The 14568-nt window shown below is 47.4% G+C and carries 9 protein-coding genes and 3 pseudogenes; all 12 read right to left on the bottom strand.

The genetic code is table 11. The features are described 5' to 3' along the window. Nucleotides 1-14: 14 nt before the first annotated feature. The 12 genes and pseudogenes from greA to hprK all read right to left on the bottom strand — a co-directional run bounded on the left by greA (nt 15) and on the right by hprK (nt 14417). Nucleotides 15-497, bottom strand: a complete 483-nt coding sequence (gene greA, locus ACR0QT_RS11335) for a transcription elongation factor GreA (protein WP_177977492.1) — start codon at nt 495-497, stop codon at nt 15-17. Between the two features lie 351 nt (nt 498-848). Then, a complete protein-coding gene (dusB, locus tag ACR0QT_RS11330) occupies nt 849-1817 on the bottom strand; it encodes a tRNA dihydrouridine synthase DusB (protein WP_432630879.1) in 969 nt (322 codons plus the stop codon). 68 nt (nt 1818-1885) lie between these two features. Beyond that, a pseudogene (locus tag ACR0QT_RS11325) lies at nt 1886-2242 on the bottom strand (DUF6145 family protein); the annotation flags it as partial. Between the two features lie 268 nt (nt 2243-2510). Continuing rightward, on the bottom strand, nt 2511-3485 hold the full coding sequence (gene pfkA, locus ACR0QT_RS11320; protein ID WP_432630878.1) for a 6-phosphofructokinase: 975 nt from the start codon (nt 3483-3485) through the stop codon (nt 2511-2513). 173 nt (nt 3486-3658) lie between these two features. Continuing rightward, a pseudogene (locus ACR0QT_RS11315) lies at nt 3659-4924 on the bottom strand (OB-fold nucleic acid binding domain-containing protein); the annotation flags it as partial. Between the two features lie 151 nt (nt 4925-5075). Further along, a complete protein-coding gene (gene ltrA, locus ACR0QT_RS11310; protein WP_432630888.1) occupies nt 5076-6926 on the bottom strand; it encodes a group II intron reverse transcriptase/maturase in 1851 nt (616 codons plus the stop codon). A gap of 837 nt (nt 6927-7763) precedes the next feature. Beyond that, nucleotides 7764-10013 (bottom strand): annotated as a pseudogene (locus ACR0QT_RS11305) (DNA polymerase III subunit alpha); the annotation flags it as partial. A gap of 177 nt (nt 10014-10190) precedes the next feature. Continuing rightward, nucleotides 10191-10448 carry an HPr family phosphocarrier protein gene (locus tag ACR0QT_RS11300; protein ID WP_177977488.1) on the bottom strand — a complete coding sequence of 86 codons (258 nt, stop codon included), beginning with the start codon at nt 10446-10448 and terminating at the stop codon, nt 10191-10193. A gap of 30 nt (nt 10449-10478) precedes the next feature. Next, nucleotides 10479-11444 carry a DNA-binding protein WhiA gene (gene whiA, locus ACR0QT_RS11295; RefSeq protein ID WP_432630877.1) on the bottom strand — a complete coding sequence of 322 codons (966 nt, stop codon included), beginning with the start codon at nt 11442-11444 and terminating at the stop codon, nt 10479-10481. A 26-nt stretch (nt 11445-11470) separates the two neighbouring features. Next, complete coding sequence (gene rapZ / locus ACR0QT_RS11290; RefSeq protein WP_432630876.1) at nt 11471-12373, bottom strand: RNase adapter RapZ; 903 nt, start codon at nt 12371-12373, stop codon at nt 11471-11473. A gap of 48 nt (nt 12374-12421) precedes the next feature. Continuing rightward, nucleotides 12422-13387: a UDP-N-acetylmuramate dehydrogenase gene (murB, locus tag ACR0QT_RS11285; protein ID WP_432630875.1), complete on the bottom strand. Its 966-nt coding sequence runs from the start codon at nt 13385-13387 to the stop codon at nt 12422-12424. Nucleotides 13388-13478: 91 nt separating this feature from the next. After that, on the bottom strand, nt 13479-14417 hold the full coding sequence (gene hprK / locus ACR0QT_RS11280; RefSeq protein ID WP_432630874.1) for an HPr(Ser) kinase/phosphatase: 939 nt from the start codon (nt 14415-14417) through the stop codon (nt 13479-13481). Nucleotides 14418-14568: the final 151 nt, after the last annotated feature.

The following is a 14568-nucleotide window of genomic DNA, read 5'->3' as shown; positions in this document are numbered from 1 at the left end:
ATGGAATTATAAAACTATGATACTCTCTGGATCTCCAGTACCTTGTACTGAATGATTCCTGCCTGAGTCTCAACGTCAACAACATCGCCAACGCGCTTTCCAAGCAGTGCTCTTCCTACCGGAGACTCGTTGGAAATCTTGTTCTGAAGGCTGTTTGCCTCGGTGGAACCAACGATCTTGAACTCCATCTCCTCATCGAAATCAACATCGTATACTTTTACTTTACAACCGATACTGATCTTGTCCAGATCTACCTCATCCTCATCTACAACCTCTGCGTTCTTCAGAAGTTTCTCAAGCTCCTCGATTCGCAGTTCGATGTCTCTCTGCTCATCTTTTGCAGCATCATACTCAGCGTTCTCAGACAGATCGCCCTGCTCTCTTGCTTCCTTGATCTTCTGTGCAACTTCACGACGACGATTTACCTTCAGATCCTGAAGCTCATCCTCATACTGTTTCAGTCCCGCATAAGTGATAATATGTTTCTTGTCTGCCATAACTGTTTCCTTCCTTACAACATAATACTTTAAATACTTTCATAGCGATTTTCATGCTCTTAGAAGCATTGAAAAAAACGCTACTTAAAAATACTGCTCAAACTACTTAAAAACTACTTAAAAGCTACTAAAAAACTACTTAAATCATGTCTCTGGTTCTTCGCTGATTCTTCACTGTTTCCCCATCTGATGCCATCTTATCTCCGAAGACTCCGGGCAAAGCCGAACCCTCCGGCTTCTTCCGCTCTGATCTAAACCTGATTTAGCTCATTGCATGCAGAAGACGCGTCATCGGCGCGTCTCCTCACATACTCAAGTATCACAGTATTATATCCCAAAGGGTGCGGGTTGTCAAGAACCCAGACCATTCGTATTTAACAGGTTTTCAAGCTGTTCAAGCGTCTCCAACTCGTTGCTTGCGCGTCGCATTGAGGCCGAATGTGGAAGCCCTGCGGTGTACCATGCCACATGTTTTCGCATTTCTTTCATTCCAATGTACTCGCCCTTCATTTTCACCTGCATTCTGGCATGGCGCAGAATCATTTCTCCGATCTCTGCCCCAGTCGGCTCCGGGAGAAGTTCTCCGGTCTCAAGATAATGTGCGGTGCGCTTGAAAATCCAAGGGTTTCCGCGTGCTCCTCTTCCAATCATCAGCCCATCACAACCGGTCTCCTCAAGACATCTCTTTGCGTCCTGGGGAGTGAAAATATCTCCATTTCCGATCACCGGAATGCTCACCGCCTCCTTGACCTGACGGATGATGTCCCAGTCCGCGGTGCCGGAATAGTACTGCTCTCTCGTTCTTCCGTGAACTGCCACTGCCGACACGCCACAGCTCTCCGCAATCTTTGCGATCTCGACTGCATTGACATGATCGTCATCAAAACCCTTGCGGAATTTTACCGTGACCGGTTTTTTTACACTCTTCACCATCGTGGAGAGGATCTCCTCCACAAGCTTCGGATTCTTCATCAGGGCAGAACCCTCACCGTTTCCCGCAACCTTCGGAACCGGGCATCCCATGTTCAAATCAATCAGATCATAGGGACCGTCCTCGATCTGGTGTGCCATCGCGCCGAGAATCTGCGGATCGGAGCCGAAGAGCTGAACCGCGATCGGACGCTCCGACGGGTCGACCTCGAGAAGTTCTTTTGTATTCTTGTTCTTGTAAAGGATCGCTTTTGCGCTGACCATCTCCGTATAAAGAAGACCACAGCCCTCCTCACGGCAGAGCACACGAAACGGCAGATCCGTCACACCAGCCATCGGGGCAAGAATCAGGTTGTTTTCCAGTTTTACATTTCCAATCTGCAATTTCATTCGCCCTGATCTCCGTCTACTCCGTCAGCCATGTCATTCTCGGTGTCGTTATCCGCAGAATTTCCGCCATCCTCGTCCTCATCTTCCTCCTCAATATCTTCATTGAGATAAAAGACCTTGTAGTAAGTCTCCAGCGCCTTCAGAAGTTCCTGTCCCTCCTCGCGGTACTGCTTAATCTTCAAATCTGCTCCGATCTCATCGTAATAACCGTCATACTCCGATGTCGTGTGGCAGAATTCCAGAGTTCCGTCCTCCTCAAATTCCAGAGTCAGGATTCCTCCGCACTCCTCCGTGAACCACACACACATCACATGAAGCTGACGCTGAATCGATTCCGGCAGATTGGAAAATTCTTCATTAAAATAATACTTCTTTTCGTATCCATTAGAACCACAAAGTACAATTCGTCCGTCGTGTCCTCTCATCTTCACCTTTCCCTTCTATTTCTTCTTCGGTTACGATCATTTCCGCAATCACCAATTACTCACCAATCACTCTGTCATCGCGCTAACCAATAACCGCATTTGTCTTATTTTATCTTAAATTTATCTTACTTATTTTACTTACCTTACTTGCCTTATTTGTCTTGCTTATCCTATTTGTCCATAATTTCACAAATCCACAAAGAACGCCCGGCGAAATCGCTTCCGCCGGGCAGTTTTATCGTCACGCCTGTTTTTTATCTGAGAAGTTTTACTTCACCAACATTCTTGCAATCTCATACTGCTCTTCCGGAATGTCCTTTGTCATCTGGAGTGCTTCCTGAATATCATAGTCCACAAACTCACCATGCTTGTAAGCAACCAGACGATTGCTCTTACCCTCGCAGAGAAGCTCTGCTGCTCTTGCTCCCATGATGGACGCATAGACACGATCCTTACAGGTCGGAGTACCACCACGCTGCATGTGACCGAGGATGGTTGCTCTCGTCTCAATGCCGGTTGCTGCCTCGATTCTTCTTGCCATAGAAGTGGAATGTCCGATTCCCTCTGCGTTGATGATGATGTTGTGGCGTTTACCACGTTTTCTGTTCTCAATGATTCGGTTGATCAGTGCCTGCTCATTTCCGTCGTAACGCTCCGGAAGCAGAATATCCTCTGCACCGTTTGCAATACCGCACCACAGAGCAATGTATCCGGCATTTCTACCCATTACCTCAATGATACTGCAACGCTCATGAGAGGTAGAAGTATCACGAACCTTATCGATTGCCTCCATTGCGGTATTAACTGCGGTATCAAATCCAACCGTGTAATCCGTGCAGGCGATGTCCAGATCGATCGTTCCCGGAACACCAATTGTATTGACGCCGAGAGCTGCCAGCTTTCCGGCACCGCGGAAAGAACCGTCACCACCGATTACGACAATACCGTCAATTCCGTGCTTGCGACAGATGTCTGCACCTGCCTGCTGTCCTTCCGGTGTGGTAAACTCCATACATCTTGCTGTGTACAGGATCGTACCACCACGGTAAATGATATTTGACACGCTGGTGCTGTCCATGTCGATGATCTCTTCCTGAAGAAGTCCTGCGTATCCACGCATGATTCCCTTAACCTTCAGTCCTTTATTCAGAGCGGTCCGGACAACTGCACGAATTGCAGCATTCATTCCCGGTGCATCTCCACCGCTTGTTAAAACACCAATCGTCTTTACTTGCTTTGCCATAGTAGTCTCCTCCTGTCAACAGCGTATATATAGTGTAGGCTGTGCCCTTTCTTCGACTGTCACGCTTCTCCTCACAGACCCCCTGTGAACGCAACGCATCATTTACACCCTCAGCTCCGAGCTGCCCTCTCAGTGCACGCGCACTGCTCACTGCCTAGTGTAAATCATTTTTTTCATCTTTTCAATCCCTTTTCTACAAGTCTGATATTTTTTTCACCAAGTTCTTCATTCAATGTGTCCAAAAGTGCTTTATTTGTGCATATCTTCCAAGTAGCGGGGAGCACTTTTTTCGCGCGCTCCTTTTCCAGATAAATAATGACGGTATCAGATGCATTTGCGGTCTGTCCAGTGCGAAGAATGTCCAAAATTCTCTGATGTTTTTCATCATATTCCGCCTTGTCCGCGAATTTTAACCAAAGCTCGCGGGGAACTGATTCAAACGGAATCACCTGCTCGCAGATCAGTTTTCCGACCGGATCATCCCCGATCGAAGTGCGACCCTGAACAAAGACTTTCGCATCCTCGTTGAGCATGGAGCGTTTGCTCTCGTAATCTCTCGGGAAAACGAGAACTTCGACCGATCCGACCATATCCTCAACGGTCAGAAATGCCATCTGCTGTCCCGTTTTTGTGATCTTGACGGTCTTTGCCGTGATCATTCCACCGATCGTCACCCGGCTGTTGTCTGCGACCTTCGCGTGCCCCGTCTCCTCATCGACTGCAAAGTCAATCGTCTGTGCGGTCACGCTGTTCTTCCAGAGATCCAAGTACTCCTCGAGCGGATGACCGCTGACGTAGACGCCGAGGATCTCCTTCTCAAAGGCGAGCAGTTCCTCCTTCGGATACTCCGGCACATTCGGCATTGTGATCTGGTACTGTTTCTTCTCCGACTCCTCCGCAAAATCAAAGAGACTCATCTGACCCTCAAATGCATTTTTGCGGTCTTTCGTCTTCTGGTCAAGCAGTTCCGGCGCTACCTCGATTTTCTGTCTGCGGTTGCCCGGCAGAGAGTCAAATGCTCCCGACTTGATAAAACTCTCAAGCGTCCGCTTATTGACCTCACGACCACCCATTCGATCCACAAAATCGTCAAGAGAGGTGTACAGACCATTTGCTTCCCGATCTGCAATAATCGCGTCCACAACACTTCGACCGACGCTCTTGATTGCGGACAGTCCATAGCGGATCGCCCCGTTTGATACGGAAAATCCGCTCTCTCCCTCATTGATGTCAGGAGGCAAAATTGCGATTCCCATCTGCCGGCATGTCAGAATGTATTCCGACACCTTTGAGATATTGTCCATGACCGACGTCATAAGCGCCGCCATAAACTCTCTCGGGTAATAGTATTTCAAATATGCGGTCTGGTATGCAACCACCGCGTAGCAGACTGCGTGCGATACCGATAGGTAAGATTTTGATATCATCTCCATCTTTTCCCCCGGTCCACACCGGACATGCACCTTTCAGCGCATCCGGCGTTCCCCCGATTTTAGAATGAAACCAATGTGACTATTGATGTCTGCGTGTTACCACATTGGGATAGGAATTAACGAATCACCTTGTATGAATTACTCCAGTTTTTCGTTGTTATGCTACGATGGGCTCGTTGCCGGCCATCTCTCTGTATTTATTGACTTTGGCTAATTGCGCACTTGTGAGCTGTAAAAGTTTAAGGTATTGATCGATCACATCCGGAACTTTGGCATGGATCAGTTTGTGTACAGGTTCCAGTATAAGTACTAGATTTTTGTACTCATCCGTTCCGCCCAATTTTCTCGGATTTTTGTGATGACAATGGATTTCTTCTGTTGTGCAGAATACCCTTTGCGTGATCGCACATTTACCTTTTTGCGCAGAGTATAAAGACAATTTGTTGTCATTGAACTCTGTGCTTCTGTTCCTGCTTGGATTTCTCATCAGGCTGATTAAAATACTCATGTCTACTTGCAAATTGTCATGTAGACCCTTTCTTCCCTCGCTCGTGTACATGCATACTTTTTCGGCTTTGGATATTGGTGGTTTTGGACTAACATATCCTATGGGGTATATGGGTTCACCGTTTACCTTGATATACCTCATAGCTTTTGATTTCCCATATCGTTCTCTCTCAAACATTGTTAGCTCGCGCCCATTTCTTCCCAGCTTACTTTTCCTGCTATTCTTTGCGTGTAGCCTGGATTTTGCCACTGCATCAATCTGATATTGGATCAGTCTGAAATCCTTGCACACATCCGTTGCTATCTTATAGTAATTCTGAACTCCCAACACCATTGAGTTATATCTACGCACGATCGATGTGGTGTGTTGTTTGTTCTTGGCATGTGCTATTTTTGCAAACTGATGTTTTAGCTCTCTATTTACGTTTTTTAGCTTTTTGTCACTTACATGAGATTTGACTTTCCAGCCATTTCCTCTGTCATATAGTTTCAATTTGAAACCTAGAAATTCCATATAGTTACGTCTTAGATTTACGATTCTCGTTTTTTCCTCAGATACTTCCAATTTAAGCCTTTGCTGTAACCACTGTGTTACCGCTTCTTTGACTCGCTTGGCAACTTCATAGTTCCTGCAAAAAATTCTAAAGTCATCTGCATATCTGATGATATACATTTCTTTGAGATTCGTTCTTCTAAGAGCTGTGTATGCATTCGACTTGATTAGTTTTCCCTGTTTGTTGCATCGAAGGCTAAAATTGTCGATTACTGGGTTTTCAAGCCATTGGCTGTCTATCCAGTGGTCAAGTTCATTAAGCACGATATTCGCTAACAGCGGAGAAATGATTCCTCCTTGGGGAGTTCCCTTAGTGGGTTGAATCGTATCTCCATTTGGTAGCCTTACTGGTGCTTTTAGAATTCTTTTTATTATGAATATCAGCTTCTTGTCATGTATACCGATCGCCCACATCTGTCTGATTAGTTTTTGGTGATTTACGTTATCAAAGAAACCTTTGATATCAAATTCTACCGCATATCCTAATTTTGACCTCTGCATAAGTCTGTGTGTTTCTGCTATTACATGTTCCACGCATCGGTTCGGTCTGAAGCCATAACTGTTTTTAGAGAATTTTGCCTCACATATTGGTTCTAATACTTGCTTCATGCATTGTTGAACTAATCTGTCCCAGATGCATGGGATTCCCAATGGTCTGAATTCCCCATTCGATTTTGGAATTTCTTTTCTTCTGACCGGTTTTGGTCTGTATCCGTGTTTACTACCGCTCATAATAAATCTGACTCGTTCTATTACCTCATTTGTTGGTAGCTTTCCCATGTCTCTCATTGTGAGCTTATCTGTGCCGGGTGTTTGACTCCCTTTGTTTGCTTTGATATTTCTATAAGCAAGTAGGATATTTTCCTCTGACAGAATGATATCCATCAGGTTGTCAAACACCTTACCCTGTCGGCTCTCCTCGTAGAGTCTGTCCAGAGTCTCCTGCATTTCGTAGTATTCGGAGTGTCTAATGTTATCTACAACGTTGCTTTTGTTCTTCGTAGTAGGCACAAGGCATCACCTCCTCTAATAAATTAGATTTGAGTGACTTTTTTGTCTTACTCGGAATCCTTGTCGTAGATTCGATATTCCTATTATTCTAATTCCGGCTTGAGACCATTCCTCCATTCCCATTACAGAAACTTCCAAGGTGCGATCTCTACTTTTCAGCACCAGTTCGGACGCTTATTATTCTTCGTCGTCCTAGATGCGAAATCGCATCTCTGATACCTTTCCTCGTACCGATAACCCTATCTGTACATATATACCCTTAGGCGCCTAGCTCTGATCCTGTTGGCTTGATAGTGCCTGTAACACTATATGGTCTTTCATAACAAAAATTCTTACTCCACCACACCAACGACGCTCCTGCGTCCCTACTGGTTTCCCAGCAAGCTTCATTTAGACTCTTAAATTCGCTGGTTCGTCAGCCGTGTAGATGCCACGGCATTCTCGCCATAGGTATTTTATAGACCCCGGCATATCGCAAACCATGCCTTTCACAACCAATTCACACGGGCGGGCTCTAGCCACTTTTATACCAATGCTACTAGCGGATGCTACTTGGTTTAGGTCGACTTCTGCCGACTTCACCGAACTTCAAACTGTTAGACTTTCGTCTTATACAGCCCGTCGGAGTATTAGGTAGAATGTTTCAGGGCGTTACCCCATCATTCCATTCTGTCGAGTTATCAGTTCTCCGCATAAATGGTTTCCTTTTCGTTTTAAAGGACTTCTTTATGTGTGCCAGCCCTTTGTTTATTTAAAGCTGGAACGAGTCGAACACTTATTAAACGCATACTTCGCGAAATCGATCATCTCATCGTAGATGTGATTTGCGACGCTCTCGCTGATGCCATTTGCGATACAGCCCTTTACGCCCTCCGCCTCATTTCCGTAAACGAAATTCTGGCGTTCTTTCTCCATGACTGCGGTCTTCTTCTTCGACATCGCACGGCGCACGAGATCGCTTCGTCCCATCGTGTATCCGGCAAGATCTCGAACGATCTGCATAACCTGCTCCTGGTAGACGATACATCCGTAGGTCGGGCTTAAAATATGCTGAAGTTGCGGGCAATCGTAGGTGATGGAATCCTTGTCATTCTTTCCCTTCAAATACTTTGGAATGAAATCCATCGGGCCCGGACGGTACAGCGAGATTCCGGCGACAACATCCTCGAGATTTTCCGGCTTTAGCTCCTTCATGAAGCTCTTCATTCCAGAACTCTCGAGCTGGAACACGCCCTCACATTTTCCGGTTCCGATCGCACCGAGAACTTCCTTATCGTTATAGTCGATCTTCTCCATATCAAGATGGGTTCCATATCCCTTCTCAATCAGCTGAACCGCATTCTGGATAACCGTCAGCGTTCGAAGTCCGAGGAAGTCCATTTTCAGAAGTCCCAACTCCTCGAGCGTCGTCATCGTAAACTGCGTGACGATCGTTCCATCGGAAGCCCTCGAGAGCGGAACAAATTCATCCATCGCCTTCTGACCAATCACTACGCCCGCTGCATGCATCGATGTGTGGCGCGGAAGTCCCTCAAGACGCTTCGCCATGTCAATCAGATTCTTGACCTCCGGATCACTCTGGTACGCCTCGCGCAAATCCGGGCTCTGCTTGAGCGCCTTGTCGAGCGTCATGCCGAGATCCCCCGGGATCATCTTTGCGATCGCATCGCACCGCGCATACGGCAGATCAAGCACTCGTCCGACGTCCCTCACGACACCCTTTGCGGCAAGTGTACCGAAGGTGACGATCTGAACGACCTGATCCTTTCCGTATTTCTCGACGACGTAGTCGATGACCTCTCCTCTTCGCTCGAAGCAGAAGTCCACGTCGATATCCGGCATCGAGACTCGCTCCGGATTTAAGAAACGCTCAAAGAGCAGATCGTAGCGGATCGGATCGATGTTTGTGATCTCCAGACAGTAAGCGACGATACTTCCCGCTGCCGATCCTCGTCCCGGTCCGACCATGATGTCATTCGACCGCGCAAAATGAATGAAATCCCAGACGATCAAAAAGTAATCGACGTACCCCATGTTGTGAATGACACCGAGCTCGTACTCGAGTCGCTTTGCCAGTGTTCCATCATCATTCGGGTATCGCTTTTTCATGCCATCCTGACAGAGCTTATTGAGGTATGTCCAAGAATCATATCCTTCCGGGACCTCAAATTTCGGGAGCTTCGTCACGCCGAACTCGATCTCCACATTACAACGCTCTGCAATCTTGTGCGTGTTGTCAATCGCCTCCTGCGCATAAGGGAAGAGCGCTCTCATCTCCTCCTCAGACTTGACGTAATACTGACCGCCCTCATAGCGCATTCGGTTCTCATCCGTGACCTTTTTTCCGGTTTGGATGCAGAGCAAAATGTCATGCGCCTTCGCGTCATCCGCTAAAATGTAGTGAATATCGTTCGTCGCGACGAGATCGATGCCAAGCTCCCTGCTCAATCTCAAGAGTCCCTGATTGACGGTCCTCTGCTCCGGAATTCCGTGATCCTGAAGCTCTAAAAAGAAATTCCCTTTTCCAAAAATCTCCTCGTAACGCTTTGCCGACAGCGTTGCCTCCTCGTACATCCCGCGCGCAAGATTCTTCTGAACCTCACCCGCAAGACAGGCTGACAACGCGATAATTCCCTCGTGGTAAGTCTCAAGTACCTCGTAGTCCACGCGGGGCTTGTAATAAAATCCATCGACAAATCCCCTCGACACAATCTTCATCAGATTGCTATATCCCTGATCGTTCTCCGCGAGAAGAACCAGATGATAGTAACGATCCTCCCCACTGCCCTTTTCTCTCTCAAAACGAGATCCTGGTGTCACATAAATCTCACAGCCGATGATCGGCTTAATTCCCACTTCTCTTGCCGCACGGTAAAAATCAATCACGCCGTACATCACACCGTGATCCGTGATCGCCATGCTGTCCATCCCGAGTTCCTTCGCCCTCGCGACAAGTTCCTTGATCTTACAGGAACCATCGAGAAGGCTGTACTCCGTGTGGACATGAAGATGCGTAAATGCCACTCTTCTTCCTCACTTTCTCTCTTTCTGAACTTTTGTTTTTGTATCCTGTTTGTATCTTGCTTTGTATCCTATTTTTTCCTGCCCTACTGGCAAAAAGAGCCCCGACACAATGCCGAGGCTCCCTGTTTCTTTTTCAATTTTCCTGTAAACTCAGGCGCAGAATCCATATATCTCTACTTATTTCGCATCCGTCAGATACTTCTCAATGCTGTCCATTGCCTCAGCTTCATCCGCACCATCTGTAATAACAGTCAGTGCTTCTCCCGCATCCATACCAAGGGTCATCATTCCCATGATGCTCTTTGCATTCACCCGAGCAGTACCCTTTTCCACATAGATGACACTCTCATACTGGCTTGCAATCTGAACCAGCATTGCCACAGGTCTTGCTTCCAGACCATTCTCAAGTCTGATGGTGATTGTCTTTTTTAACATAATAATCCTCCTCATGATATGGGCGCGACTTTACGCCCCTGTAACCGAATTCCGCTGTCGAAGATCTTCTGCCATCTCTCCAAGTTTCCGAAGACGATGATTGACCCCAGACTTGCCAACCGGCGGATCCAGTGCCTCCCCAAGCTCCTTCAGCGTCGCCTCCGGTCTTGCCAGACGCAGATTGGCGATCTCCCGAAGTGTATCCGGAAGTTTCTCAAATCCCATGTGATCGCGGATATAAGAAATATCTTCTATCTGCTTTACCGCAGCAGATACGGTCTTATGAATATTGGCAGTCTCACAGTTAACTTTCCGGTTTACGCTTCCGCGCATTTCTTTTAAAATCCGGATATTCTCCAGTTCCATCAACGCAACCGGAGCCTCCATCACGTTCAGAATATCCACGATCTGACTGCCCTCTTTCAGGTAGACCACATTATACTTTTTTCTCTGTATAATCTTGGCTTCCAACCCGAAAAACAGCATCAGTTCCTGCAACTGCACTGCCTTCGCAGGAGCGGTACATGCAATCTCAAAATGGTAAAACTTCTCGGGATCACTGATCGATCCCGCCGCCAGAAACGCACCGCGAATGAATGCGCGTTTACAACAACTTTTTCGGATCACCACATTCTGAGCTAACGATAGATTCTCCTCGATCTCTCCGTACAGATCAATCAGCTTTGCCGCCTGAAGAACCCGAATCGCATCCTCATGTTTGCGAATACAAACCGAATAAATGCGACTGCTGTGATTTTCCATTCCCTGACGCACGGAGACATCAGTCTTTATATTAAATGTTTTTTTCAATAATGTAAAGTACTTTCTTGCAACTGCCACATTTTCTGTATGAATTTTAATACAATAGGAATCTCTCTCCGAGATCTGCACTCGCCCACACAGACTGATGATCGCGGTGATCTCCGCAATCTGGCAGTGTCTTGCAGAAGACATCTGATGAGAAAGTTCCTCCTTTACCATAGAAGAAAATGACATCGTTCTCTTCATCCCTTCCCGGCAAGTCACGCTTTCCCGCCGTCCTGCGAAGGCAGACTGCGACTCTTGTCCTTGCCGATATCACGGTGCTCAATCTTCAGCCCGTACTCCTCAAATCCGCTCAAATGCTGATAGAGCGCACTCGCAATCGTCACAGAGCGATGTTTTCCACCCGTACATCCAACTGCGATTACCAACTGATTCTTTCCCTCTTTCACATAATTTGGAATCAGGAAATCCAGCAGATCGTAAAGTTTTCCGAGGAAGACTTCCGCAGTTCCACCACGGCGCACATATGCCTGCACCTCTGCTTCCTCTCCCGTGTGACTGCGCAGAGATTCCACATAGTAAGGGTTTGGCAGAAAACGCACATCAAAAACAAGATCTGCGTCCGCCGGAATTCCATACTTGAACCCGAACGACAGCACGGTGATAAACAGGTTCTGGTACTTCTGATTTCCCACAAAAATCTTTTCAAGTTCCTGCTTGAGTTCCCGCGTCAGCAGTTGGCTCGTATCGATGATGAAATCCGCATTCTCTTTTAAGAAATGCAGTTGCTCTCTCTCAAGATGAATTCCGCTGTCCACACGTCCCTTTCCCGCAAGCGGGTGAGAACGTCTCGTCTCCTTGTAACGCTTGACCAGTGTCTCATCCTTTGCATCCAGAAAGAGAATCTCACACGGAATCTTATTCTGCTTCCATCCCTCTAAAATCTTCTGAAGCTGTGGAAGCGTCTCCCCACCACTCCGGATGTCGATTCCGAGTGCCACACGCTCATGAGCGGTCGGTTTCTGAAGCGCCAGATCGACAAATGGCTCCATGAGCGGAACCGGAAGATTGTCCACACAATAAAATCCGATATCTTCCAGCATTTTCAGGGCAATCGTCTTGCCCGCCCCGGACATTCCCGTCACAATCACCAGTCTCACGATTTTTTCCTCCGAAATTTCCACTTCTTATGTTGGTTTCTTATTGATCTATTTTACCGAAAATTCTCCGAGCAGTTTTACCTCAAGTTCCAGGTCCACTCCTGAATTTTCTCTCACCTTTTCCTGAACCTGACGGCAGAGACTCAAAATATCTGCGGAAGATGCCTCTCCGCGATTGATCACAAATCCACAGTGTTTCTCCGAAACCTGTGCATCCCCGACACGAAATCCGCGCAGTCCTGCAACCTCGATCAGACGTCCCGCAAAATCTCCCTGCGGACGCTTAAACGTGCTTCCCGCACTCGGATACTCAAGCGGTTGTTTCTCTCTTCTCTTTCCTGCCAGTTCGTCCATCTGCTCGCGGATCTTCTCGGGGTCTCCATGCTCAAGCACAAACTCTGCGCCAAGCACCACATATCCCTTCTTCAAAATACAGCTCGTGCGGTAACCGAGTTCGAGATCCTCCGATGCAATCGTCACAACCTCTCCGTCCTGCGTCAGCATCGTCGCAGATGCCATCACATCCTTCATCTCAGAGCCGTAGGCTCCGGCATTCATAACGACAGCTCCACCGACACTTCCCGGAATTCCAGCGGCAAACTCAAATCCGGTAAGTTCTGCCGTGAGCGCATTTCTTGCGACGGAGGCGAGCAGTGCGCCCGCTCCCGCAAAAATCCGGTTGCCCTCCACTCGGATCTCTCCAAATGCCTTTCCAATCGAGATCACCACACCGTGATATCCCAAATCTCCGACGAGAAGATTGCTGCCGTTTCCGACAATCGCATAAGGCTCTCCCGCCTCCCGGCAGACACGGATCACTCCCGCAAGCTGATCGGCAGACTGCGGTTCTGCAAAGTAGTCCGCCATTCCGCCTGCACGAAACGTCGTGTGACGGCTCATCGGCTCGTTCTCACGCAGTCCTCCCTCCGGCAGAACCTGCACCAATTGCGCTCTCAGGTTGCCATCCGCCTGTTCTCTCTTTTCCACATTCTGCGCTGTCCTCTGCTCTGTCATTTTTTCTGCTCCATCTTATCCATCTTTTTTGTTTTAGTTCTATACTTATTTCTTTTTTCGTTCAATCTTGTCTATTTCTTATTTTTAATTCTTATCTGTGATCCTGCATGGCACGGCCCAGATTTGCCTGTACACGGTTGTACAGCTCCTGAGCTGCATTGTAACCCATCTTCTTCTGGCGGTAGTTGACTGCGGCAGACTCTACGATGATCGCAAGATTTCTACCCGGACGAATCGGGATGTTGTGGCAGACAACCTTGTTACCTAAGAACTCAGTGTACTGATCTTCCAGACCAAGACGATCGTACTCCTTATCCTTATCCCAGTCCTCGAGCTTGATAACCATATCGATGTTCTGGGTATCCTTTACGCTCTCAACACCGAACAGTGCCTTGACATCAATGATTCCGATACCGCGCAGTTCGATGAAATGCTTCGTGATATCCGGCGCACTTCCAACCAGCGTCTCATCGCTGACTTTGCGGATCTCAACGACATCATCAGTCACGAGACGATGACCTCTCTTAATCAGCTCCAGAGCCGCCTCGCTCTTACCGATTCCGCTCTCACCCATGATCAGAACACCCTCACCAAATACATCGACGAGAACACCGTGGATGCTGATGCACGGAGCCAGTTTTACCTTGAGCCAACGGATGACCTCTGCCATCAGATCGGAAGTCGTCTTGTCAGAGACGAGAAGCGGAACCTGGTAGCGACGGCAGAGATCCTGCATATCGTCATCCGGCATCTGGCCACGGCTGTATACAATACACGGAATCTCACTCGTCAGAAGACGCTCATACATCTCAATTTTTCTCTCACGGGAGAGTGTCTTGATGTAGGCCTGCTCGACATATCCGATGATCTGCACGCGCTCGCGGTCAAAATGATCGAAAAATCCAGTCAGCTGAAGAGCTGGACGATTGACTTCCGGGTGGGACAGAACTTCCTTGTCCGTATCGATCTCCGGAATCACATTTTTCATATTCATCTTCTTAATTAATTCTGTAATCGTAACACCGTACATACCTGTTCTCCTTTTCTAAGCCTCTTTTTATTTTTGTTTTCTATTTTTTGTTTTGTATATTTTGTTTTCTGCTTTTGTTTTTTATTTTTATTTGTGGAATTTTCCGTTCAGAAAATTCCTACCCCTACATAAAATAACCTGCGTTCATTAC

This window comes from Brotaphodocola sp. (genome assembly GCF_050873365.1).
Taxonomy (GTDB): Bacteria; Bacillota; Clostridia; order Lachnospirales; family Lachnospiraceae; genus Brotaphodocola.
Note: the sequence above shows the minus strand (reverse complement) of the source record. Positions and strands in the feature narration are given on the sequence as shown.